Below are 24,717 nucleotides of genomic sequence, written 5' to 3' on the forward strand. Positions count from 1 at the left end.
AGCGGTCCGGCTTCCGCTACTGATTGAGCACTTTTTCATTGAGTGCTTCGGAAAGCGCCGTCGCCATATCCCAGAAGGCGGTCACCGACAGTCGCGGATAGACGCTGTCCGGCAGGACATGGGCCCGGGTCTCAGCCGAAATCAGATTGTCGCTGATATCCGTGCGCGGCGAGCGGGAGGCCTTGTGCTCGAGTTTCCAGGTCTGGAAATCCTTGCTGAAGGCCATGTCGATCAAAAGCAGGGCGGCGGCGACATGCTTGGCATTGGCGGGCACGAAGATCGCGTCGCCCGATCCGACCTGGCCGCCCTTGAGCAGCGTCAGGCGGAAGCTGTCGGGAAGCTGCTTGTTGCCGAGGAACGTCATGACCTGATCTTCCCAGACCGTGCCCATGTAGAGCTGCTGATTGTTGATGAGGTTCAGCGTGTCGGCATTGCCGTTTGTCAGTTCCGATACCTTGAGAAGCTTGCGGTAGTAATCCCAGACCGGCTCGAGGCACTCCGACGTCATCGCCCAGTCCTCGGCCTGCTCGAGGCTTTGCGAATAGTCCGTCAGCTTGGCGCGGCAATCACCCTTGAGATAGTTGAGCGCGACCGAGTAGATGAAGCCGCTGCCCGAGCCGCCCTTGGACGGCAAGGTTACGCCCAGCCGTTTCGGGTTCTTCTCGGCCCAGGCCAGCAGATCGTCGAAATTCCTTGGCAGATCGGCCTCCTTGACGAAGGCGGAATCGTAGCCGATCGCCGTCTGGTTCATGTGGACCAGCGGAAAGGCGCCGCCATGCGGCTTGCCGAAGACGGTCTCGGCCAGAACGGGATCGTAGTGATCCATATTCGGCAGGATCTTCGTCAGTGCGATCTTACCGACGACGCCGGTGGACGACAGCAGCGGATAACCGCCGCCGCCGGCGAAATAGACATCGACCGGGGCATCCTGACCTGCCTTCTGCACGGCAATCAGCTGTTGGTTTGCCTGATCGCCGACAACGTCGGTGTAGTTGACCTTGATGCCGTATTTCGCCTCGAAACGAGTGGTCAGCTCTTTCCATGTATCGCTGAAACTGCCGGCGAAATTGTACATGGTGACGGTGCCCTCGGCTTTGGCGAGGGGAACGACGACGTCATAGAAATTGTCACGGCTGACCTTGGAGAGATCGAAATCCAGGTTCTTCAAGTTCGTGTCGGCCGCATGCGCCGGCAGCGTGGCGGTCGCCAGGATCAGCGCACCGATGGCGAGACATTTCATGATCATCGAGATCTCCAACGAGAGGGAATGTTGCTCTCGTTGCTATTAATACACTTTAAGTGTAATATTTGTGACAAGTCCAGCAAAAAAGCTCCTCTGGGCAAGGTGTGGTGGATTGCGAGCCTTCGTCCGAGCGGCTAAGCCAGAGGCATGACCACGCAAACTGCTTCCCCGCCCAGGTTCGACATGTCGCCACTGGCCAGCGACAATGAACGGATGATCCTCGATATCGTGCGCCGTCACGAGCCGATCGCGCGCTCCACGATCACGGCGCATACCAATCTGACCCAGCAGTCCGTGCACCGCCTTGTGGAAACGCTCATGGAGCGCGGTCTTCTTCGCACAGGCGCGCCGCTCAAGGGGACGCGCGGCCAGCCAAGCCCGACGATCGAGCTGGTGAAAGAGGCCGTCTATTCCCTCGGCATCTCGATCAATACCGATTCAGCCATCCTGTATCTGGCTGATTTCGGCTGCAATGTGGTTGCGGAAGAAACCCTGCGGATGGTGCCGAGCGATCGGCAGGCAACCATCGCCACGCTTTTGGACGTTCTTCAAACTATCCTGAAGAAGCACGGCATATCGCGTGACCGCCTTCTGGGGCTTGGCTTTTCGGTGTCCGGCTTCTTTGTCACGGACAATCGCGAATTCAACGCGCCCGAGCCGTTGCGGGACTGGTCGCTCATCGATCTGCGCACGGATCTTGAGAGCGCCTTCGAGCTTCCCGTGTGGCTGGAGAATAACGCGACGACGGGTGCCATCGGCGAGAGCCTGCGTGGCGCCGGTCTCTGGTGTTCCACCTTCGCCTATCTTTCCTTCAACTACGGTTTCGGCGGCGGCCTCATCCTGGACGGCAAGCCCTTTTACGGCTTTCACGGCAATGCCGGCGAATTCAGCGGCATCTACAATTCGGATGAATCGCCAAAGCGGCCTGCCTTGCAATATCTGATCCAGACGTTGCAGGAGAATGGTATCGACATTCGTTCGATCGATGAATTGCGCCAGCGCTTCGATCCATCCTGGCCCGGCGTGGAGGAATGGCTGGAGCAGACGATGCCGATGCTGGACCGGTTGATCGTGACTCTGATCGCCGTGCTTGATCCGCAGGCGATCGTGTTCGGAGGGCAATTGCCGCAGGAGCTCGGACGCATGATGATCGCGCGGGCGCATATGTCGTTCACGCGCGTTCACCGATATGGTGTCGGACCGCGGGAAGCCAAACTCGTGCTCAGCGAGACGCGAGGGGATGCCGGCGCGATCGGCGCTGCCCTGCTGCCGTTGAAACTCCGGTATTTCCTGTAGCGGCTCAGCCGCACGCGTCGTCGACTTGTTTCAAGCGATCGAGCGGCGGCTGATGCGGACAAGCGGGATGCGGCCGGAAAACGATACCGGAAACTCAGCGTCGATGCTTTCTTCAGGCAGAAATATCTGCCCGACGGGCTTGGGCCGTCCGAGGAAAAAGCCCTGGGCTTCGTCGCAGCCTTCGACCCGCAGAATTTCGAGCTGGTGGTTCGTTTCGACACCTTCGGCAAGAACCGGGATTTCCAGGCTCCGGCCAAGCGTCAGGACTGCCCGCACGATGGCTTTCGCCTGGATGCTGCCCTCCACCTCGCTCATGAAGGAACGATCGAGCTTGATCTTGTCGAAGGGGAACGAGCGCAGCGTATCGAGCGACGAATAGCCCGTTCCGAAATCGTCTATGGCAATGGTCACGCCCAGCGCCTTGATCTGGCGCAGCACATGGAGTGTGCGGGTCTTGTCGGCGATGATGGTGGACTCGGTGATTTCGAGCTCCAGCCGGCTTGGCGACAAGCCCGTTTCGAGCAGGACTTCGTGGACAAGGCGAGCCAGATCGGCGTGGGCGAACTGGACAGGCGAGAGATTGACGGCGATCTTGTAGCGCTTGTCCCAGGAGGCAGCCTGCTTGCAAGCCGTGCGCAGCACCCATTCGCCGATTGCGAGGATAATGCCGCTTTCCTCCGCGATCGGAATGAATTCCGCCGGCGGCACCTTGCCGCGTTCGGGATGGTTCCAGCGCGCCAGCACCTCATATCCGCAGACCTCGCCCGTGCGAACCGAAGTCTGTACCTGATAATGCAGCTCGAGCTGGTCCAGTTCGACGGCGCGGCGCAGATCCTGGGCGAGGGTGTGACGTTCGCGGGCGGCTTCATCCATCTTGGATTCGTAGAAGCAGACGACGCGCCCGATATCCGCCTTGGCGCGGTACATCGCCAGGTCGGCATTGCTGACAAGACGCTCCTGATCGCGTCCGTCATCCGGATAGACAGCGACGCCGATACTGGCGCCGGTCACCGTCTCGAAATCGTCGATCCGTATCGGTTCGAACATGGTCTTCTCCAGCCGCGCCACGAAGTCCAGAAGTTCGTTTTGCCCGTTGAACCGCTTGACGGCCGCGAATTCGTCGCCGCCGACGCGGGCGACGAATTCGCCGTCCTTCACCAGACGCGCGAGCCGGCGTCCGATCGCCTTCAGGGCCTGGTCGCCGGCCTTGTGTCCACGAAGATCGTTGATTTCCTTGAAGCGGTCGAGGTCGAGGCCGATGACGGCAAGCTTTGCGTTCTCCCGTTCCGCCTGTTCCATCTCATGGTTGAGATGGTCGGCAAAACTGCCGCGGTTGGGGAGACCCGTCAGCAAGTCGTTGAGCGCCATGTGCTGGAGCTTCTGAATGGATTCTTGTGTAGCACGCTCGTCGATCATGTAGCTGGCGACGCCTGTGCCGACGATGAGCAGGCCGACGCCCGCGACCGCAATCGCTATGGCCTGTAATACGTGGGGGTCGGTACCCGTGGCACCTGTCGCCAGTGGGGTGAGCGATACGGCGGCCATTGCGGTGAAATGGAGCACCACGACGGCCAGGACAAAGAGAGCGAGCGCGAGGAGAGGCGAATGGCGCCAGGGCCGACGGATGGCCTGGCTGAAGGCAAATGCCGCGATGACCATGGACAGCATGATCGAGCTGATCACGTAATCGACGTTCCACTCGATAATGCCATCGACGTGATAGGCCATCATACCGGTGTAGTGCATGGCCGAGATCGCCAGACCGATGACCACGCCACCTACTTCTGGTGCGATTTTGAAACCACGCAGCGAGGCGGTCGTAAAGCCGAAGGCGCAGCCCGCCACGGCCACCAGCAACGACACCATGGTCAGGATCGGATCGAAGGTGATCGCCGCTTTGGCCTCATAGGCGAGCATAGCGATAAAATGGGTGCACCAGACCGAGGAGCCGGCCGCCATGGACGTCAGGAACAACCATCCGCCACGCTGAAGTCCCTGTGTCGTCTCCGACCGCCGCAGCAGGTTAAGAGCTATCCACCCGCCGCTGATACAGACAAACGCCGCGAGAAGAACGAGCCACAGATTATGCTCTGTGGCGATACATGAAATGACGCGCACTCGAAAATCCCAAGCCTATGAATGGCAGCAAGCGCCTTCTTGATAGTCGCTCGCCACGCCGATAACCGACGGGCCAAATCTTTCGACGGCAAACGATAAAGATCGGGTAAAGATGGCCTGTCCGGCCTGGGGAAAAGGGCGAGTTTACGCGTAAATTCATCGTTTCGTCACAGAGCGGGTCTTCCATCAAGCACATCGAGAGACCTGGCTGTGAGAACCCGCAGAATGCCTGTTGAAAAATATAATGGCACCCAGCGGATCATCCTTGATAAACGCCGCTCCCATGGCGCGGCAAAGCGCGAAACCATGCCATCTTCGGTCGTTGATGAAACAACGTGATATCCCCATGCGGCGTCAACGCGTTTCGAGCATCCGCATCAACCGGCCCCGATAGCTGTCGAGAATAACGGCCAGCACGATTACGGCGCCGATTACGATCGGCTTGATGTTGTCATCGGCGCCCAAAAGCTGCAGACCCGTAGACAGCACCTGTAGAATGCAGGCGCCAACGAGTGTTCCGACAATCGAGCCCTTGCCACCTGAGAGGCTGGTTCCCCCGATAATGACAGCGGCTATGGCGTTCAATTCATAACCGATGCCAGCGACTGGGCTGCCGACATTCAGCCGGAGCAGATACACCATGGCCGCGATGCCCGCCGTCAGCCCGGAAATCGTGAAGACCGCAACCTTGTATCTTTTCGGCTCATGCCCGGACAGCCGGACTGCTTCCTCGTTGGTGCCGATTGCGAACACGAAGCGCCCGAAAACCGTATAGCGCAGAACGAACCAGCCGATGAGGACGACGACAATCGCGATCAAAAAGATCGAAGGAAATACGCCCCAGAAGATCAGATTACCAAAATCGACGAAGGGTTGCGGCAGTCCGGTGATGGTGGAATTGTCACTGACAACGCGCGCTAGGCCGCTTGCGACATTGAGCATGCCGAGCGTGACGATGAAGGAAGGAAGTTTCCACTTTTCGCATACCCAGCCGTTGACCGCGCCAAGGATGGCGCCTGTTCCCATCGATGCGAGCGATGCCAGAACAATCGCCTGCCATGGAGAAAGGCGTGGGTCGACCATGATGGTCGCACCGATGACTGTGCAAAGGGCAAGCAGCGAACCGACGGAAAGATCAATCCCACCGACGAGGATGACGAAGGTCATGCCGGACGCCAGCACCGTGTTGATGGCGATCTGGACGAAGATCTTGAGGAAGTTCTCCGGCGTCGCGAAATAGGGTGCGGCCGCCGAGAAAAACGCAAGGATCAGAATGAGGGCGATGGCAACGCCCGCTTCCTTCATCGAGATCCGGATAAGCTTGTCCCAGAAGCGGCTCTCTTTCGGCTCGGTCTTGTTTTCAACGTTCCCGGACACGACTGTACTCCTTGTAAGCAAGTGAGAGGATCTTGCTCTCTTCAAATTGTTCCCGCGATATTTCGCCGGCTATCTTGCCGTCCGATAAAACGATGATGCGATGGCAAATGGCGATGAGCTCAGGCAGATCGGACGACACGACCAGAACGCCTTTGCCTTCAGCGGCAAACGTCGACAAAAGCTCGTAGATTTCGGCCTTCGCACCGACATCGATCCCACGGGTCGGTTCATCGAAAATCAGCACCTTGGGGCCACGGAATAGCCACTTGGCAATCACCACTTTTTGCTGATTGCCACCGGAGAAGGTTCTAACCACCTGACGGATCGAAGGGGTCTTGATACGGAGCTCGCGCACAAGGCGCTCCGAATGAGCGTCCTCCGCCTTTCGGATGATCAAGCCGTTGCGCGAGACTTTGCGAAGGTCCGTTATGGTGGTGTTTTGCGCGCAGCTCATGTCGAGCATCAAGCCCTGCATCTTGCGGTCTTCGGTTGCCAGGCATAGGCCCGCGGCAACCGCGTCTTTGGGCGACTTGATCTCTACCGGCTCGCCATTTATGCGAATTTCGCCGGCCGCCTTGACGTCGGCGCCGAATATCGCGCGAACGGCTTCCGTCCGACCGCTCCCCACAAGACCGGCGATGCCGACGATTTCTCCCTTGGAGACGGAAAAAGACAATTCTGGGCTATTGCGTGTCACCTTCAAGCCGGAAACGCCAAGTGCCTCGCCATGCACCGCGCTATCACTGCGAAAAACACCATGATCCGAGAGTTTCCTCCCGACCATGAGTTTGACGATTTCCGGGATGCCCAATCCTGTAAGCGGACGAGTGATCACATGTTGGCCGTCGCGCAGGATCGTCACATCGTCGCCGACCTCAAAGATCTCCTCTAGTCTATGCGATATGTAAAGGGTCGTAACGCCGCGGCCCTTCAGTCGCTTCAGAATTTCAAACAGTCGGTCGACTTCCTTGGACGTCAAGGTTGCTGTCGGTTCGTCCAGAACCAACAGCTTGCTTTCGTAGCAAAGTGCCTTGGCGATCTCGAGCAGCTGGAGCTGCGCGACACTGAGCCGGCTGGCGAGTGTCGTCGGAGCAACATCGAGGCCAACCTCAGCCAGGAGTTCGGCCGCCCTGTGATTCAATTCCTTGTAGTTCACGAGGCCATATCGGCGAGGAAGATGCTCAAAGAGCAGGTTTTCGGCAACCGAGAGGTTGGAAAGAGGGTGCAGTTCCTGGTGAATGACACGGATGCCTGCCTTGAAGGCCTCCAGCGGGGAGGTTGGATCGTAGCGCTTGCCGTCGAACACGATGTGACCATCATCCGGCCTGAACAAGCCCCCGAGCAGATTGATCAGGGTGGATTTGCCAGCGCCGTTTTCGCCAAGCAGGATGTGACCCTTGCCCCGGCCAATCTTTATGGAGACATCCCTGAGGGCAACGACGCCGGGGAAGCGCTTGCCTATTCCTTCCAGCGTCAAGATGACGTCATCTGGTGTGCCTGACACGTCCACCTCATGCCTGTTTCAGTTCGAATTGGAGACGGCAACCCGTCCGCGCAGCAGGCGCCGGCTCGGATGCGGTCTCATGCGAAGCGATCGACGAGAAAATCGGTTGTAAAGCGGACAGCGCCGGTCAGTAGCCGGCGCTTCCCTTGGCCTTGCAGTCGGTAATCTCGACTACTTGAGGTCCTTGGCGGTGACGAGCGTGACGTCCGTCTTGACCCAGCCAGTGAACTTTTCGCCGGCCAACTCACGCAGGCCATACTTGATGCCCAGGGCCGCCATTTCCGCGCCATACTGTTCGACGGTGGCAAGCATCTTGCCATCCTTGATCAACGGTTTGACGGACGGAATATTATCGAAGCCGACGACCTTGATCTTGCCGCTCTGGCCGGAGGCATCGAGAGCCTTGACGACGCCGAGGGCCATGGAATCGTTGGCGACCATAACGCCTTGAATATCCTTATATTTGGTCAGGAAATTCGTCATGACGGTATTGGCTTCTTCCGTCTCCCAATGCGCCGTCTTGCTGTCTAGAAGATCGAGCTTACCGCTCTTGATGGAGTCCATGAAGCCTACCTTGCGTTCCTTGGCGTTGTCGGCCTCAGGATTGCCTTCCAGGATCACGACCTTTCCGCCCGGCCCCAGATCCTTTGCAAGCGCATCGCCGGCAAGCTTGGCGCCCTCAGTGTTGTCAGGTCCGAAGAAAGCGAGATCGATACCGGCTGCCTTCTTCGCATCGGCATCGAGCGGCACGTCGATATTGATGACCTTGACGCCGGCCTTCACTGCCTTTGCAAGAGGAGTGGCCATGGCTTTTGAATCAGCCGGTGCGACAACGATGATGTCATATTTCTGCGTCACGAAGTTTTCGACTGCATCGACCTGCGAGGCGAAGTCACGCTCGTCCTTCATGCCGACGGCCTTGAAGTCGAACTTGTCCTTGTTCTCCGCTGCGTATTTGTCAGCACCTGCCTTCATCTGCTTGAAGAACTCATTGGACAGAGACTTCATGATCAGGCCGACTTTGGGCTTGCTGGCCGCGAAGGCGGGCGAAGCGACACAGGACAGTGCAAGCATCAACGTGCCCGCGAGTCCGATCTTCAGCGCCGCGCGTCGCGGCACATTGTTCAAGACAGAATTACGCTCTTTGGAATTGGACATTTCTCTCTCCCTATGACGGCTCAAGCTCAGCTCCACCTGAGTTGTCAGCGACAATGAACCGTTTCCACGGCTATTGGGTATCAACGCCCCAAAAAATTGTCAAGTCGCGTTTGGATGCCAAAATAGCAACCGGGATTGCTGCTTTGCAGCATGGCCATCCCTTTCGGTGATGAACCGTTTCCATTGAAAACTCCACTGCTTTCAGGCTATGAAGCATCAGCGATCACATTTGAGTGCGCCCCTTTGACTAAGGCGATAGAGACAGTTAGCTGAAATCGGATCAGTGCCTTTGGTTTGTCGGGGAAGGCGGAAATGAAGGGACATAAGTTTTCGTTATGCCAAAGGTCGGAATTCGAGACGTTGCCAAGCTCGCAGACGTTTCCACCGGGACCGTCTCAAGGGTTCTGAATGACCATCCCTCGGTAACGACGGAATTGAGGGAGCGAGTCCGAGGGATCATAAAGGAACTCGGCTATACACCGGACCCGTCTGCAAGAAGCATGCGCAGCAAGGTCAGCCGCCTCATAGGCATCGTCATTCCGGATCTGACCAATCCCTTCTTCGCGGAACTCGTCCAGTCCGCCGAGCAGGCGGCAGCAAATCACGGGTACAACATCATCGTTATGACCTCCTTTGATCATGCGGCAAAGGAGGTGAACCGGATTGGGCAGCTGACGAGCCGAAAGGTGGATGGCATTATTCTCGTTCCCAGCAACGATTTTCATACGATAACGCCACCAAAGGGAGTGCCGATCGTCGTTGTCGACCGTCTCATGCCAGGATATTCCGGGATCGCGGCCGACCACCGCAATGGTGCCAGGGTTGGTGTCGAATATCTTTTGAAGCTCGGGCATCGTCGCATCGGCTTCATCTCAGGCCCCAAGCAGTCGGTTCCCGCCAATGATCGCCTCAGGGGCTACCTGGATGCGATGGAGCATGTTGGCGGCAACCAACAAATTGTAGGATCGCCGCTGATTGCCGAGGCGGCTTTCGACTATGAGAGCGGTCGATCCGCAGGAAACTATCTTCTGGCGCGTGCACGCAATGAGCGGCCTACCGCCATTTTTACCAGCTCGGATCAGCAAGCGATCGGCTGCATGAGAGCAGCGCATGATCTCGGAATCCCGATACCCGCAGCCCTTTCCATTGTGGGCTTTGACGGTATCCCGCTTTCAAGCATGACGACACCGCGCCTCACGACGGTGAAGCAGCCGATTCAAAAGATCGCCGCGGCGGCGGTGGCGGCTTTGCTAAATAGACAGCCCACACCTGGCGCTGACAGCCCGGTCTTGTTCGATTGCGAACTTTCGGAGGGCGAAACAACCTCTCCCCCCCAACCCGACTAGGGCGGTCCTAAGCTACAAGTTTGGCAAGACTATAGTTCCTCGAATGCTCGCTATGAATCCTGAAAGAAATTCAGGGGTCTAATGTCCTAATCCGTTCAAGAGCAACTATCTCAGAACGAGTGCGGCCGGGAGATTTTGGAACCGAGGCGACGGCAGGCTTGGGGGCTTAGGCCCCAACACCTCTTGCCCAAGCCGCCGTCGCTTTCACGTGGTCAGAAACGAAGGATTGCTGCCGCCAACCATCAGAGGGCGAGCAATTCGCTTGTCGTATCGGCCTGCTCGCTCGAGGCATATAGGCTGCCGAAATCTGACAGCGGGGGTGGTTGTTGCGCCTTCATGGCTGTCTCGAACTGACTTTGCGTCAGCGACCCGGAACTGGACGTATCGAGGCTCTCGAACAGCGACGTTGCCTGATCTTCGCTTACGTCAGACGGGCGTGCGGCGACGAATTCCGCTTCGCTGATGCTACCGTCGCCATCCGTATCCATGTCGGAGAACATGCTGGACAGCTGGTCGTCGCTCGGCGGTCCGCCAGCCGGAGGTGGTGGTGGCTGCTGGCCGGACTGCATGGCGCTTGCCAGCTGCGATTCCGTGAGCGATCCGGTGTTCTCGCTATCGAAGCTTGCGAACAGATTCGTTGCCTGTTCCTCGCTCACGTCGGATGGACGAGCCGCGACAAACTCCGCTTCGCTGATGCTGCCATCGCCATTCGTATCCATCGCCTTGATCATATTGGTCTGATCGCTGGTGCTGGAGGCAGCTTGTGTGCTCGATGTGCTGCTGCTGGTGGATGCGCTATCTGAGCTTGAGTTTGAATCATCATCGTCGCTGCTGCCGGACTGCAGATTGAGCATCATCGACATCAGCTGCGCGGCCAACTGCTGTGCCGTCGTCGCCAGAGACTGATCGTCGGATGAGGAAGACGAGTTCTTGCTGGACGATCCGCCATCCAGGAGAGAAGAAAGGGCATCGTCCGTTGACGATGATGCCGAGCGGGATCGCAAAGATTGATAATAACCATTTGAACTAATGGACGTAATGCTCGTCATGGGGGCCTCCGGATGCGAGCGTTGAAATGACTCCAGTTTCTTACGCGTACTCGTTATAAACATATTGCCAGCGCACCGGATCGCATGATCTTTGATGCCGATATGAGCGGATGGACTTGCCGAATGCTGTAAACCCAGCATTCTTCGCGCTCTTGCCTTGATGCTCACGCGTGCCCCCGCAACGCATGAGTTCAAGATTGAACGCAACAGACTAACGCCATCATGGCGCTATCGGCTTCCGCACATTCTCGATCTGGCAATTCCCAACGAGTGACTGATGCACAAGCAAACTTGTGCGTAGCTTATAGAGGTCGGGCGGGCGGTCTCGGGTGCAATTTCTTCTGTGGATCTTTTCATCGGCTCCAAGCTATTGGGAGGCGACAACAGCCGGCGCGGGATTCCGCAGCTCTGGCAGGTATCGATATGTCTATCGATGGCAGTTTAAAGGGGCGCTGATTACCTTCGGCGCATCATATCAGCTCGGCGGGCGACAGGTCGCCCGCCGAGGTTTGTCGGATCAAAGACTTGCGTTCAGCGATACGAAGTAGCCGGGGCGATATTCGACCGGCAGGAAGCGCTCATGCATTTCCCTGAAGGTCGCTTCCGGATCAAGATCCTTGAACAGGTCCGGATGCAGCCACTTGGCGATCTGCTGGATGGCGACGAACTGGTAGGGATTGTTGTAGAACTGATGCCAGATAGCGTGGACGTTGCCGGTCTTGACCGCCGCAATGTCGGTAAAGGCTGGGCGATGCATCAGCTTTTCCAGCTTCGACGTGGCCAGGGCCTTGTCCGCGCCGGGACCGACGCCGACCCAGTCGCCGCCGGGAACGTAAAGTTCCCAGTTCGCACCGGTAACGATCACCTGGTCCGGATTGGACGCAATGATCTGCTCCGGATTGACCGTGCCGAACGTGCCGGGAATGATATCCTTGGCAAGATTGATGCCGCCGGCAATTTCGACCATCCGGCCGAAATTCTCGTTGCCGAAGGACATGCAGCAATCGTCGCTGTAACCGCCGGCGCGCTCGATGAAGACCATCGGCTTCTTGACGTCGCCGGCCTTGGCAAGCACGTCGGTGACGCGAGCGAGTTGCTCGTCACGGAATTTCACGAATTCCTCGGCACGCTTCTCCTTGCCGAACAACTTGCCGATCAGCAGCATGGACGGCGTGGTGTTCTCCATCGCCTTTTCGCGGAAGTCGACATAGACGAGCGGAATGCCAACCTTGGCGAGCTTCTCGATATAGCCGCTTTCTTCTGTTGCCGACTTGGCGTCGATGTTCATGATGATGACGTCGGGCTTCAGCGTTACCGCTTGTTCGATGTCGAAGGTGCCGTCCTTCATGCCGCCGAAGGTCGGGATCTTTTCCATCTCCGGATATTTTTCCAGATAAGCGTTGTAGCCGTCGAGATCGGCCTTCTTGAAGTCGTCCCGCCAGCCGATGATACGCTTGAACGGTGCCTCGGTATCGAGGGCTGCGGTGAAGTAGATCTGACGGCCTTCGCCAAGAATGACGCGCTCCACCGGAACGCTGACCTGGACGTCGCGGCCGGTAATATCCTTGACCGTGACCTTTTCACCGGCGATAGCCATGCCGGAAAAAAGGGCAAGTACGAGCGTGGTGACCGAAGCCACCTTTTTGAAGTTGAACACTAGCCTCTCCTGAGCGATAAATTCGGACGCGATTTATGTTTTTATGACTTTTACAGTCAAGAATTATCTTTTAGAAGCTTTCTACGCTTGGTTGTCCTCATGGAAAGAAACAGGAAATGCAGACGCTTAACCTGCGCTCCAATCACGATTTGCGCGATGAGATAAAGGCCTATTGGTCGATCCGGGCCGAGACTTTCGACAGCCAGCCGGGTCATGAGATCTTTTCGGAAGACGAGCGGGCGGCATGGCATGCGCTACTGCGGCGCCACCTTGACGAGGGCGCGGGTCACGCAGCCCTTGATCTTGCCTGCGGCACGGCCGTCGTATCCCACCTACTCGACGACCTCGGCTACAGGGTGACGGGCATGGACTGGGCGGAACCGATGCTGGAGCGGGCGCGCGCCAAGGCGAAGGCCCGTGGCCGGTCGATCCGTTTCCTGATGGGAGATGCCGAAAACACCATGGAGCCGGATGGGGCCTATGATGTCATCATCAACCGCCATCTGGTCTGGACCCTTGTCGATCCGCTGGCCGCCTTTAAGGAATGGCATCGCCTGCTGAAGCCGGGCGGTAAGCTGCTGGTCATAGACGGCGACTTCGTCAATCCGACTCTCGTTGCGAAGATCGCCAGCAAGATTTCGGCGCTTCTCGCGCGCGTCGGCGGTCGAAATGCCCGGCCGCAGAACGGGCCAGGCGCAGCACTCGCCGAAACCCATCGCAGCATTCTTTCCCGTGTCTATTTTTCGGATGGCGCCCGCGCCGAAGCGGTGGCCGATCTCCTGAAGGCCGCAGGCTTCTCATCCGTTGTTATCGACACCGACATGAGCACCATACACCGGACGCAACGCAAAAATTTCGATTTCCTGAAAGGGCTGGAGCGCGCAGCGCAGCACCGCTACGCCATTTGTGCCAGCAAATAGCACCGGCTCGAGCCGAGATAGAGGTTCGGAACTCGGCCGCCCGAATGCTGGGTCGTTTTTATACCGTCGATCGATATCTCAGTTGGCGGATGGGACCGGGCAGCTCATGTCGCCTTCGGTGCACTTCAGATACCCTTTGAGATCTTCGATGCGGGTTTTCGTCATGCCATCGAGGCAGGTGCTGGAGATGAATGGATAGACAGTACCGCCAGTAACCGTGGAGCTTGAGAAATTGCATTCGGCGTCGCGGTAGCCGATCCATGCTTTCTGTGCGGATACCAGCAGCTTCTTGGTATCGGCATCATCTTTCAACCGCGCCTCAATCTGTTTGTAGAGGACATTCAGTTCGGCGTCCGATTTTGCATAGGCTTTACCGGCACAAATATTCATGTCGGTTTGGTTTGTCAGGTCGCCGCAATTTTGCTCGGCAAGAACAAAATTGGGCATTGCCAAAATCAGCGCGGTAGCAAAGGCTGTAACTCTCATTCGTACTCTCCCCCAATTAGGCCGATAGCAAACGATATTTTACACGCGCCGAATATATGGCACCATCTTGCGGTAGCAAGGCTTATTGCCTCTTTCGCCTATAGGGTTGAACCCAAGGCCGGCGCATCCGCCGCGACAGAGGGAATGCCGCGGCGGATGTTGTTCAATTTTTACCGTTTGCGGTAGCCGTCATCGCCGCTTCCGCTTCGTTGAGCGCCTGAGCGCATTCCTCGCAGCAGACCTCGACGGTCTTGCCGCCGAGCTTGACCTTGATCGCTTCGGCATCGAGTTCGCAGTCGCAGGCAGCACAGGTACGTTGAGACATGTCAGTTCCTCCGTTTGATGTCCCCGGTTTGGGGATGCTGTGAGGAAACCATTTTGCCGGCGCTGCCGCTGTCGGATTCTTTAGCGATCTATCTCGCCCGCAAATGGGCAAGCCGCTGGAATTCGGCGGGGGTGCGGTCATAGGCCTGCTTGAAAGCGGCGCTGAAATGGCTGTGGCTCGAAAAGCCCAGATCCAGGCCAAGGGCGGTCAGATCGTCATATTCGCCGAGCAGGTCGAGCGCCCGCGCCAGCCTCAGACGCAGCTGGTAGCGATAGAGCGGAATGCCTTCGACTTGCTGGAAGACCTGGGTGAGATAAACCGGGGAGACGCCGACGTCATTGGCGACGTCAGCAAGCGTCCATCGGCGGGCGAGGTCGGAAGACAGCACGAGTTTCGCACGATCGACCAGCTTTTGCCGACCTATCGTTGCGCCGGCGGCATGTGAGGTGCGCTCGCCGAGCGAGCGTCGCACCAAGGTCAAAGCGAGCGTTTCCGCCTCGAGTGTTTCGGCAGCTCCGCGCTTGAGGCTGTGCCGCAAAAGGGCGACCAGGGCCTGCGCGCGCGGATCGATCCGTCGACGCTGGCGGCGGAAGATCAGCGCCTCCGCAGTCTGTGCCTGATCTTTCGGTGCCAGTTCGTCGAGTAATGTCTCGTCAATGGCGACATCAATACAGGCATCGCCACCCTCGATCGGATGGCTGATCCTGTATTCCTGCTCCCGGTTGAAAAACAGAACCTGGTTCGCCTCGGCTACGACATCCTTGCGCCCGACATGGCGCATAAAGACGCCTCGATAGGGATAAACGAGACTGGTCGAATGCGCGCATTCCTCGGCACTCTTATGCCGGCAAGCGCCATCGCAGATGACATCCCTTATCGTGACGGTCTTCGTCTGGAGCAGAAGGTCGATTGAAAAACCTGACATGGCATAGTCCGATATCAGCCGCGCGCGAGCCTCTCAGCTCGCCACGTTCTAGCATAATTATCTGTAGCGTGTGTAGATGTGCTCATGGCTATAGGCTTGGCCGCGTGACAGACCTATGTCCTTTAACTGGTCGTCGGACAGTTCAAGCAGGGCATTGCGATTGCTTCGCGCCGTTAGTTTCGCGGCAATCTGCATCGGTATGGCTAACAGCCATCGCAATGCCGGGTAGATTTTTCGTTCAGTTCGGCGGAAGGATACACGGATAGCAGTCGTGGTCATTGTCGTCTCCATCGAGCTTGTTTCGATGAGACGAGTTGACCATTTGCTGGAAATTTCCGCTGTCGGATTCTTTAGCGACCGTTCAGGCGAAATCCCGGCTGCGACGATCAGGCCGCCCGTCTTGGCCGCCGGTCATCCTTCGCCGCGCCTTCGATGCGGAACTGTTGCAGCAGGTTCATCAGCGTATCGGCCTCTTCGGCCAATCCGCGGCTGGCCTGTGTCGCCTCCTCGACCATCGCAGCGTTCTTCTGGGTCATCTGATCCATCGCATTGACGGTGCCGTTGACTTCCTGCAGGGCCGTTGCCTGGTCCCGGCTGCCCGTCGCGATGGTCTCGACATGCTTGCTGATTGCGACGATCTCCTGGCTGATGGAGGCGAGCATGCCGCCGGTTTTCTGCACCAGTTCGGAGCCGGCGGTGACTTCCCGGGTCGACTTTTCAATGAGGCCCTTGATTTCGCGCGCGGCCACGGCGGAGCGCTGCGCCAATTCACGCACTTCCTGCGCAACGACGGCAAACCCTTTACCTGCATCTCCGGCACGGGCAGCCTCGATGCCTGCATTCAGCGCCAGCAGGTTGGTCTGGAACGCGATATCGTCGATCACTTCGATGATCTGTTCGATCTGCCGGGACGCCTGTTCGATGCGGTTCATGGCGGCAACGGCATCGCCCACGACTGTGTCCGAGCTGTCGGCTGTCTTCTTGGTGAGCGCCACGGCATTGTTCGCCTCGCGGGCGCGTTCGGCCGAAGAGCGGACTGTGACTGTGATTTCCTCCACGGCGGCGGCAGTCTCTTCCAGATTGGCCGCCTGCGCCTCCGTGCGTTTGGAGAGCTCGCCGGCCGAGGAGCGCATTGCATTGCTGTTGTGCTGGATTGCTGTCGCGCTGTCGCGAATGCGGGACAGAGTATCCTGCAGGCGAACAAGCGAGGCGTTGAAATCGATGCGGAGCTGCTCGAGGCGACCGACGAACGGGGTGTCGATCGTCTGGGAAACATCGCCTTGCGCCAGACGACCGAGGCCGACTGCGATCTGGTTGACCGCAAATTCGATCTGGTCGTCGAGCGTGCGTTTCTCCGTATCGTTCCGGCTGCGTTCGGTCTCGGCAAGGGTACGTTGCTCGGCTGCCTGCGTTTCCAGATCGCGGCGCGCGCGGGCGCTGTCGCGGAAGGCCTCCAGTGCCCGGCCGATCTCGCCGAATTCATTCCTCTTTTCGACGCAGGGAATGCTGCCAGCAAGATTGCCGGCGGAGATCGTGTGAACCGTCGTCGTCAAGGCTTGCAGCGGCTTTATCGAACTGCGGATTGCAAAGAAGGCAAACAGGCCGACGAGCACCATTACTGCGCCCCCGGCTGTGAGCACGAGAAGCTGCAGATGGTTCAGCCGCGCGAAATAAACCTCCATCGGAATGCCGATGAACAGAATGCCGACATTGGCGCCCGTGGCGTTCTTGACCGGGAAGTAGCCGGTCATGAAATTGCGGCCGAAAAGCTGGGCCGGACCGTAATAGGCTTCGCCCCTGGCAAGCACGGGCTGGGCGGGATGATCGGCGGCCAGCTTTGTGCCAACGGCGCGGCTGCCATCCTGCTTCTTCACGTTGGTGGAGACGCGAACATAGTCGCTGTCCTGCTTCTCGAAGATCGTCGCCACGCCTGCAATCGACTGTGCGACCCGGTCGACAAGGCCATGATCGCTGAAGGCCGGAATTTTCTCCTCGGTGACGGAGGCTAGCTCCGTGTCCTTGAGCGCGATTTTCGCGCCGTCGTCGCCAGTTGCATAGAGGATCGCCATCGCGCGACTTGCATCCCTGGCATCGGCCACCGCGTTGTCCATCACGTCACGGCTGAGATTGTAGTAGGTCACAGCAACGATCGCGGCCGTACTGACGGCAAGCAGACCGAGGGTGATCGCAACGATCTGGCGCACGATGGATGTCGATAGAAAACGCAGCATGAATGTCTCCGGTGATACAGCCGGAACCAGACTAGCCAGAAGTCATTAAGATTCTGGCCAAGGTCCTGAGTTTTGGGCATGTTCGCACGGTTCGGCGGTGCCGCCTGCTCACGCCCCGCCGGCCTTTCTGTTGACGAAGCTGAAGGCGAGGACGGCGAAGATCAGAACGCCGGTGCCAACCTGCTGCCAGTAGAAATTCAGGCCCGTCAGAAGCAGGCCGTTGGCGACGATGCTGAGCAGAAGCACACCGAGCACGGTTCCCGCGACATTCGGCCGGCCAAGTGGCGAAAGCGTCGTGCCGATGAAGGTCGCTCCGATTGCGTTCAGAAGAAAGGCGTTGCCCGAGAAGGGGATATAGACCGTGACCGTTGCGGTTAGGATCAGGCCGGCAATGGCGGCGATGAAACCGACGAGAATCAAGGTTATGGCAACGTGGCTGCGAAGCCTGATGCCGGAATAACGCACGACGCTTGGCTGGATGCCGATCGACAGCACGACGCGGCCGAAGCGGGTGCGGGCAAAGAGCGTGGCGGCCGCCGCGATGATGACGATCGCGATGATCAGCGGCACGGGAACGCCCGCAATTGCGCCATGACCCAGAAACCGGAAGGCTTCCGGCACGCCGGTTGGCGGTAGGTAGACTGGATTACCGCCATTCGTCAGCAATTGCTGGAGGCTGCGGCCGATGAAAAGCGTGCCGAGGGTCGCGAGGAACGGTGACACGCCGATCCCCGAGATCAGGACGGCGTTGAACGCGCCGACCGCGGCGCCGGCCGCCAGTCCCGCCAGCACGGCAAGTGCCACCGGCTGGCCGGCAAGCACCAACGAGACGAAGGCGAAGCTTGCAAAATCGACCGCCGTTCCGACCGAAAGATCGATCCCACCGGAGGAGACCGCAAAGGTCATGGCGATCGAGACGATGGCAAGCAGCGTGAAGTTGTTGACGAGGATGCTTTGCAGATTGCCCGGTGTCAGGAAGGTCGGCGTCGCGACCGAGAAGATTGCGAAGACGAACAGGAGCGCCAGGATCAGGCCATATCGCGCCAGAACGGCGATCGCGCGACGCGGCCATGCCTGAGATGGGGTAGCAGAATTCGAAAGCGACATGGTCAGATCTCCCGTTTGCGCAACAAGGTCGTTGCCGAAACGACGCTCAGGATGAGAAGGCCCTGAATGCCGTTGACCAGCGTGCTTGGCAGATTGAGAAGCTGGAAGCCGTTGACGAGGAAGCCGACGAGCAGGGTGGAAAGCAGCGCGCCGGCAATCGTCGGAACAAGCCGTCGTGAAAAGACTGACCCGAGCAGGGCGGCGGCCACGACCGGCAGCAGCATTTCGCCGGAGCCGGTGGTGCTGCCGCTGAGATAGGACACGGAAAGAATGCCGGCGATGCCACCGCAAAGGCCGCTGGCAAGGAAGGCGCCGGCAAGCAGGCGCTTGAGGGGCAGGCCGGCGGCACGCGCTGCATCCGGAAACTCTCCCACGGCATAGAGCCTCAGGCCGAGCGGCGTATATTGCACGATCGCTGTCACGATCGCGGTAAAGCCGAGGAGCACATAGGCAAGGACCGGAATGCCGAAACTGTCGGAGGCCGACAGCAGCGTCAGCAAATCGGTAGACGCCGGCAGTACAGTGTTCTGCGTCAGCACCAGTTCCAGTCCGGCAACGATATTCATGACGGCAAGCGTGGCGAGCAGCGGCACGATGCCGGCGAGCACGACGGCTGCGGCATTGACTGCGCCGATTGCAAGGCCGGTCAACAATGTACCGGCAATCGCCACGGCATCGCCATAGCCGAGTTGCGTCAGCGTCGCATAGACGGCGGCGCTAAGGCCCATATTGGCGGCTAGGGATAGATCGATGCCACCGGTGACGACATTCGCGCCGCCGGCGATCAGCACGATGGTCAGTCCGATCGCCAGCACGCCCGAAATGGCGGACTGGCCAAGCACATTGCCGATATTGCCGATGCTGAGGAAATAGGGTGCCGTCAGCGAGAAGACGATGAGGATCAGGGCAAAGGTGATCAGCGAGCCGAAGCGCAGGGCCGTCGCCGCAAGATTACCACCTGTCCGACCCGCCGCTTTCTCGGGCTCAAAGCCGGTGACGGGAGCGTATTGAATGTCAGCCGACATGGCGCAATCCTCCCGAGGCGCCGGACGATTCCGCCAGTACCTCATTCGTTGTGGTTTCCGACGAGACGAATTCGCGGGTCACGCGGCCGCGGAAGAGCACGAGAATACGATCGGTAATGCCGATCAGTTCGGGCAGGTCCGAGGAGAGTACGATGATGCCCGCGCCGCGGGCAGCGAGTTCGCCGATCAGTGTGTAGATTTCCACCTTGGAGCCGATGTCGACGCCGACGGTCGGCTCATCGAGCAGATAGATCTCCGAATGGCGGCTCAGCCATTTGGCGATCGCCACCTTCTGCTGGTTGCCGCCGGAGAGCGTGCGTACCAGCGCTTCGCGTCCGGGTGCCTTGATTTGAAGGCGTTTGATGAGGTCGTCTGTGTCGCGGCGTTCGCGCTTGCGATCGAGGAAGCCGAAGCGCGTGTAGCGGGCAAGGCTTGATAGCGTGATGTTTTCAGCCACGCTGAGATCGAGTGCGACGCCCTGGCCGCGCCGGTCCTCCGGCACCAGGGCAATCTGCCGGTCGACCGCTTCTGTCGGGCTGACGGACCGCGCCGGTTTGCCGGCGACTTCGATATGGCCGGAGGAAGCTTTCTCCAGACCGAAGAGCGTGCGGACGAGGTCCTTGGCGCCGGAGCCGAGCAGGCCGGTGATGCCGAGTATCTCGCCGCGACGAAGGGTGAAATTGATATCGGTGAAGCGGTTCGTCGCCGTCAGCCCCTCGACCTTGAGGATCTCCTCGCCGAGTTCGATCTGGCGTTTCGGGAACATGTCGGCGATATCGCGCTCGACCATCAATCGGGCGATGGCCCCGGCCGAGGTCTCGGCAATCGGCAGCGAGGCAACGTCGAGGCCGTTGCGCATGACGGTCACATGGTCGCACAGCTCTTCGATCTCGTTGAGATAATGCGAGATATAGATGATGGTCACGCCTTCGTCGCGCAGGCGCCGGATCAGCCGGAAAAGAATATCGGCCTCGCGCCGGATCAGCGCCGCTGTCGGCTCGTCGAAGACCAGCACCTTCGGCTGGTTAAGAAGGGCACGGGTGATCTGCACGATCTGCTTTTCGGCGGTGGAAAGCTCGCTGATCAGGGCCTTGTTCGGCAGGGTGACGCCGAAGTAGTTGGCAAGCAGGTCGCCCGCGCGCCGCTGCATGTGACGACGGTCGAGAAAGGGCGTTCGGCCGATACGCGGTTCACGGCCGAGGAAGAGTGCTTCTCCGACGGTGAAAGTCGGCACCAGCAACCGGTCCTGATGGATGAAATGGATGCCGAGCGCTTCGGCGAGGTGTGGTGTCAGCTGATCGAAGGATTGCCCTTCGACATCGATCCGGCCTTCGTCGGGCCTATGCAGGCCGGCGAGCAGCTTGATCAGCGTCGACTTGCCGGCGCCGTTCTGGCCGACGAGACCGTGGACCGTGCCACGGCGTACGGCAAGCGAGGCGCCGGCCAGCGCTTGCGCGCCGCCGAAATGTTTGACGACCCGGTCAAAGCGAATGACATGGTCATCCGACTGTGCGGGCGCCGAAGGCGAAGATGCCGTCATTGGGAGGCTCCGATGGAATCATGGCGATGCGGCCACCGACGGCCGCATCGCCAAGGGAAAGATCAACCGATGCCGAGTTTCTTGACGACTTCGGCGACGTTGGCCTTGTTGGCCAGAAGCGCCGGCACATAGGTCTCGCGCGGCAAGGTCTGGCCAGCCAGAAGCTTGGCGACATTGCGGATCGCGGTGCGGCCGATTTCGGCCGGCTGCTGTGCCGCGTCTGCGCCCGCCGGTGAATTGGGATCGGCGACCAGTTGCAGGACTTCGGGGCTTCCATCGACACCATAGGTGCGGATTTCGGTGCGGCCGGCGGCGGCGATCGCCTGCGTTGCGCCAAGCTGCGGGATGTCCCAGGCGGACCAGATCGCCTTGATCGAACCCTTCTCCGGATATTTGTTCAGGAGTGCCGTGACCTGGGTGAAGGCATCCTGGACGGTGTTCGGGATCACGTCGCGCAGTTCCGGCTGGATGATCTTGACCTTCGGGAAATACTTGATGACGTTGACGAGCTGGTCATAACGGATGGCGCAAGGCGTGACGCCGTAAAAGCCGTTGAAGACGAGGATATTGCCTTCGCCGCCGATATCGGAAACCAGCTGCAGGGCGAGATCCTTGCCGATGCCCCAATTGTCGGAGGTCGTGTTGTTGATCGAGTTGGTCGAACCGACATCCACCGTCAGCACCGGAATACCGGCATCGCGGGCCTTCTTGAGCCAGGGATCAATGACGCTCAGCGTGCCAAGGATCTGCACAATGGCATCGGGCTTCTGGGCGATGAGTGTCTGCAACTGCGAAACCAGCTTGCCGTCGTTACGACCGGCATCGACAGCGATCGGTTCGCCGCCGAGGCGTTTGACCTCCGCGATCTGGGAGTTGTAGGCCTGCAGATCGAAATAGTGATCGGTGCCGGTCGCGCTGATGGCGATACGCTTGCCCTTCAGCGACAGGCCATCGTCGGCTGCCGCAACCTGGCTGGCGAAAAGGCCAGCGCCGGCAAAGGTCGCGCCCGTAACGGCTGCGAGCTTCAGGATTTCCCGGCGGCCAAAGCCGGACCTGTCTTGTTCTGTCATGGAATATCCTCTTCATGTTTATACCCCACAAAATATATGGATTTATGGGGTTTGAGAGGAACAGCATTCCAAAAGAGTGCGTTCGAAAGAAAAGTTCTCTGATCAAAGGCTATGTCGCTGCAATGACAAAATTCCTCGCCGCCAATTTCTCTAGAGAGGCGGCTGTGCGGCAGCTATTTCGTATAAGCCGACGCAACAACCGAAATATGCGAGATTCTCTCTTCATTGGCGGCACGGATAAGCGCTTCCCTGACCGCTTCGGGAGGGACAACATTATGTAGGGCATCCAGGCAGGTTCTGACTGCCACGACGTATTCTTCACCATCATCGCTCGGCCAATCCGAAATCAGCGTCACTGCCGCATCTCGAACCGATTTGATGACCCTGTACTTTTCTCTGCCACGCACGATAAGCCTTAGTGCGGGAAACTGATGCGAAGTGTGCCATTTCATAACGTATGGTCTCCGAATCGTTAGGACATTGGTAACTAAGCAAGAACTGTTCCAAACAAGTCGCTGCTCAAGAACGGTTTGGCAGCCGAAGTTTAATGACGAAAAATGGTCAAACGCATTGCTGATGATCGGCGGGGAACGGGGCCTCACGCACAAAAGCGGAGGCCGAGGTCCGACATCTTTGCCGAAGTGCAGACGCCGATCTGCATCCTATGGTCAATATTTTTAATTCATATACTACACTTCTAGATGCAAACAAAGCCCTATTCAACGGACCGGTCACAACACCGATGAACGGTCGCAAAATGAGAGTTTACAATACGAACTAGTTCGTACATTATTCCAAGGGGAGCTTGGGAGGAGCGATGCTTGGCCGGTCGTGCGTTGGAGGGCCGGCGTCACAATCAATCCTTCCATTTACCGTCGGCTAGCTTGGCGCGACGGTTTATCCAATAGTCCATTGGGAGGAGACGTCATGCAGACATCAACGGGAATAAGGACACCGAAGCGCGCAGCGCTTGCAAGCTGGTTGGGCAGCGCGGTGGAATATTACGACTTTTTTATTTACGGCACCGCGGCGGCCCTGATCTTTCCGAAGATCTTCTTTTCGTCCGCGGATCCGCAAGCAGCCGCTATGGCGTCGTTCGCGACTTTCGGGGTCGCCTATATCACGCGCCCGCTCGGCGCGGTTGTCCTGGGTCACGTCGGTGACAAGTTCGGCCGTAAGAAGGTTTTGACCTTCACTTTGCTGCTGATGGGCTTTTCGACCTTCATCATCGGTTGTTTGCCGACCTACGATCATGTCGGCGTCCTCGCTCCGATCCTCCTTGTTCTCGCACGATTGCTGCAGGGGATTTCGGCTGCTGGAGAGCAGGCCGGCGCGAACTCGATGACGCTCGAACACGCGCCTGAGCATCGACGAGCATTTTTCACCAGTTTCACACTCAGCGGCACGCAGACCGGCCTCATCCTTGCGACCTTGGTGTTCATACCGATCTCCAGGTTGTCGGAAGAAGACCTTCTGGCCTGGGGGTGGCGCATCCCGTTCTTCTTGAGCGTCGTCGTCGTTTTTGTCGGATTCTGGGTGCGCCGGACGCTTGCAGAAACGCCGGCCTTCGTTGATGAGGCCAAGAAGGGCGAAGTGGAAGGCTTGCCGCTGATAACGCTGTTCAGCAATTACTGGGTGGACGTTGTTCGTATCGTCTTCGCCGCGCTGATCTCCGTTGTCAGCACGATCTTCAGTGTTTTCACACTGTCTTATGCCGTTAATACCATGCACATTGATCGATCGCTGATGCTGACGGTGCTCGTTCTTGCGAACATTGCCGCGCTGGTGGCGATTCCTCTCTGGGCGCTGCTGGCGGACCGGATCGGCCGCAAGCCGGTCTTCATTTTCGGTGCCCTGGGTTGTGCCATTTTGATCTGGCCGTATATCTGGGCGATCAGCCAGGGTGACCTGACGCTGATATTTGTCCTCGGCATCCTGCTGTCAGGCATCATCTATAGCGCCTCGAACGGCGTATGGCCGGCGCTTTACGGCGAAATGTTCGATACGCGCGTGCGCCTGTCAGGCATGGCGATTGGCACGCAGATCGGCTTTGCTCTTGGTGGTTTCGCACCGACCATCAGTGCTGCCCTGCTGGGCACGGGTCCGACCGGCTGGATGCCGGTTGCAGCCTTCACCTCGATCACAGCGGTGATCGCGGCGATTGCCGCCGCGACAGCATCGGAGACCTTCAATATCCCGATGGCGCAGCTTGGTAGGCAGAAAAAGCAGGGATTGACAGCGTCGGCGGGCAAGCAGTCCGTCTGATGACAGAACTGTCGGCGCCGTTCTCATCGCGATGACGGCGCCGACACCGATGTAGAGGCGGTGGCATGCCTTATT

The 24,717-nt window shown here is 58.7% G+C and carries 21 protein-coding genes; 4 read left to right on the top strand and 17 right to left on the bottom strand.

The window, feature by feature from the left end:
- Nucleotides 1–16 precede the first annotated feature (16 nt).
- On the bottom strand, nt 17–1,246 hold the full coding sequence (locus HB780_RS04060; RefSeq protein WP_183688779.1) for an extracellular solute-binding protein: 1,230 nt from the start codon (nt 1,244–1,246) through the stop codon (nt 17–19).
- 144 nt (nt 1,247–1,390) lie between these two features.
- On the opposite strand from HB780_RS04060, the gene HB780_RS04065 reads away from it, so the two are divergent.
- Entirely contained in the window at nt 1,391–2,539 is a 1,149-nt protein-coding gene (locus HB780_RS04065; RefSeq protein WP_183688780.1) for an ROK family transcriptional regulator, read from the top strand.
- Nucleotides 2,540–2,569: 30 nt separating this feature from the next.
- Here HB780_RS04065 and HB780_RS04070 read toward each other — a convergent pair whose 3' ends face one another.
- From HB780_RS04070 to HB780_RS04085, 4 genes are all read right to left on the bottom strand, one after another.
- A complete protein-coding gene (locus HB780_RS04070; protein ID WP_183688781.1) occupies nt 2,570–4,657 on the bottom strand; it encodes a putative bifunctional diguanylate cyclase/phosphodiesterase in 2,088 nt (695 codons plus the stop codon).
- Nucleotides 4,658–5,011: 354 nt separating this feature from the next.
- On the bottom strand, nt 5,012–6,034 hold the full coding sequence (locus HB780_RS04075) for an ABC transporter permease (protein WP_183688782.1): 1,023 nt from the start codon (nt 6,032–6,034) through the stop codon (nt 5,012–5,014).
- The gene (locus HB780_RS04080) at nt 6,018–7,538 is read right to left on the bottom strand and encodes a sugar ABC transporter ATP-binding protein (RefSeq protein WP_183688783.1); all 1,521 of its coding nucleotides are present in this window, start codon (nt 7,536–7,538) and stop codon (nt 6,018–6,020) included. Before HB780_RS04080 ends, HB780_RS04075 begins: the two co-directional genes overlap by 17 nt.
- 171 nt (nt 7,539–7,709) lie before the next feature.
- The gene (locus HB780_RS04085; protein ID WP_183688784.1) at nt 7,710–8,696 is read right to left on the bottom strand and encodes a sugar ABC transporter substrate-binding protein; all 987 of its coding nucleotides are present in this window, start codon (nt 8,694–8,696) and stop codon (nt 7,710–7,712) included.
- A gap of 335 nt (nt 8,697–9,031) precedes the next feature.
- Here HB780_RS04085 and HB780_RS04090 point away from each other — a divergent pair, with 335 nt between their 5' ends.
- Nucleotides 9,032–10,042, top strand: a complete 1,011-nt coding sequence (locus HB780_RS04090; protein WP_183688785.1) for a LacI family DNA-binding transcriptional regulator — start codon at nt 9,032–9,034, stop codon at nt 10,040–10,042.
- Between the two features lie 242 nt (nt 10,043–10,284).
- Here the strand turns inward: HB780_RS04090 and HB780_RS04095 are convergent, their stop codons facing one another.
- Nucleotides 10,285–11,091, bottom strand: a complete 807-nt coding sequence (locus HB780_RS04095) for an EF-hand domain-containing protein (RefSeq protein WP_183689602.1) — start codon at nt 11,089–11,091, stop codon at nt 10,285–10,287.
- A 517-nt stretch (nt 11,092–11,608) separates the two neighbouring features.
- Nucleotides 11,609–12,688: an ABC transporter substrate-binding protein gene (locus HB780_RS04100; RefSeq protein ID WP_183689603.1), complete on the bottom strand. Its 1,080-nt coding sequence runs from the start codon at nt 12,686–12,688 to the stop codon at nt 11,609–11,611.
- A 176-nt stretch (nt 12,689–12,864) separates the two neighbouring features.
- Between HB780_RS04100 and HB780_RS04105 the strand changes: the two genes are divergently transcribed.
- A complete protein-coding gene (locus HB780_RS04105; RefSeq protein ID WP_183688786.1) occupies nt 12,865–13,668 on the top strand; it encodes a class I SAM-dependent methyltransferase in 804 nt (267 codons plus the stop codon).
- 78 nt (nt 13,669–13,746) lie between these two features.
- Here HB780_RS04105 and HB780_RS04110 read toward each other — a convergent pair whose 3' ends face one another.
- The 10 genes from HB780_RS04110 to HB780_RS04155 all read right to left on the bottom strand — a co-directional run bounded on the left by HB780_RS04110 (nt 13,747) and on the right by HB780_RS04155 (nt 22,829).
- On the bottom strand, nt 13,747–14,154 hold the full coding sequence (locus HB780_RS04110) for a lysozyme inhibitor LprI family protein (RefSeq protein WP_183688787.1): 408 nt from the start codon (nt 14,152–14,154) through the stop codon (nt 13,747–13,749).
- Nucleotides 14,155–14,317: 163 nt separating this feature from the next.
- Nucleotides 14,318–14,479, bottom strand: coding sequence for a hypothetical protein (locus tag HB780_RS04115; RefSeq protein ID WP_183688788.1), 162 nt, complete (start codon nt 14,477–14,479; stop codon nt 14,318–14,320).
- Between the two features lie 88 nt (nt 14,480–14,567).
- Nucleotides 14,568–15,404, bottom strand: a complete 837-nt coding sequence (locus HB780_RS04120) for a helix-turn-helix transcriptional regulator (protein ID WP_183688789.1) — start codon at nt 15,402–15,404, stop codon at nt 14,568–14,570.
- Between the two features lie 57 nt (nt 15,405–15,461).
- Entirely contained in the window at nt 15,462–15,683 is a 222-nt protein-coding gene (locus HB780_RS04125; protein WP_007691453.1) for a DUF1127 domain-containing protein, read from the bottom strand.
- 107 nt (nt 15,684–15,790) lie between these two features.
- The gene (locus tag HB780_RS04130) at nt 15,791–17,635 is read right to left on the bottom strand and encodes a methyl-accepting chemotaxis protein (RefSeq protein ID WP_183688790.1); all 1,845 of its coding nucleotides are present in this window, start codon (nt 17,633–17,635) and stop codon (nt 15,791–15,793) included.
- Nucleotides 17,636–17,743: 108 nt separating this feature from the next.
- The gene (locus HB780_RS04135; RefSeq protein ID WP_183688791.1) at nt 17,744–18,742 is read right to left on the bottom strand and encodes an ABC transporter permease; all 999 of its coding nucleotides are present in this window, start codon (nt 18,740–18,742) and stop codon (nt 17,744–17,746) included.
- Between the two features lie 2 nt (nt 18,743–18,744).
- On the bottom strand, nt 18,745–19,767 hold the full coding sequence (locus HB780_RS04140; RefSeq protein ID WP_183688792.1) for an ABC transporter permease: 1,023 nt from the start codon (nt 19,765–19,767) through the stop codon (nt 18,745–18,747).
- A complete protein-coding gene (locus tag HB780_RS04145) occupies nt 19,757–21,307 on the bottom strand; it encodes a sugar ABC transporter ATP-binding protein (RefSeq protein ID WP_183688793.1) in 1,551 nt (516 codons plus the stop codon). Before HB780_RS04145 ends, HB780_RS04140 begins: the two co-directional genes overlap by 11 nt.
- A gap of 62 nt (nt 21,308–21,369) precedes the next feature.
- Nucleotides 21,370–22,377 carry a sugar ABC transporter substrate-binding protein gene (locus HB780_RS04150; protein ID WP_183688794.1) on the bottom strand — a complete coding sequence of 336 codons (1,008 nt, stop codon included), beginning with the start codon at nt 22,375–22,377 and terminating at the stop codon, nt 21,370–21,372.
- 173 nt (nt 22,378–22,550) lie between these two features.
- A complete protein-coding gene (locus HB780_RS04155) occupies nt 22,551–22,829 on the bottom strand; it encodes a DUF982 domain-containing protein (RefSeq protein ID WP_183688795.1) in 279 nt (92 codons plus the stop codon).
- 475 nt (nt 22,830–23,304) lie between these two features.
- Between HB780_RS04155 and HB780_RS04160 the strand changes: the two genes are divergently transcribed.
- Nucleotides 23,305–24,642, top strand: a complete 1,338-nt coding sequence (locus HB780_RS04160) for an MFS transporter (RefSeq protein ID WP_183688796.1) — start codon at nt 23,305–23,307, stop codon at nt 24,640–24,642.
- Nucleotides 24,643–24,717: the final 75 nt, after the last annotated feature.

The sequence above is a fragment of the Rhizobium lusitanum genome, from assembly GCF_014189535.1.
In the GTDB taxonomy this organism is placed as follows: Bacteria; Pseudomonadota; Alphaproteobacteria; order Rhizobiales; family Rhizobiaceae; genus Rhizobium; species Rhizobium lusitanum_C.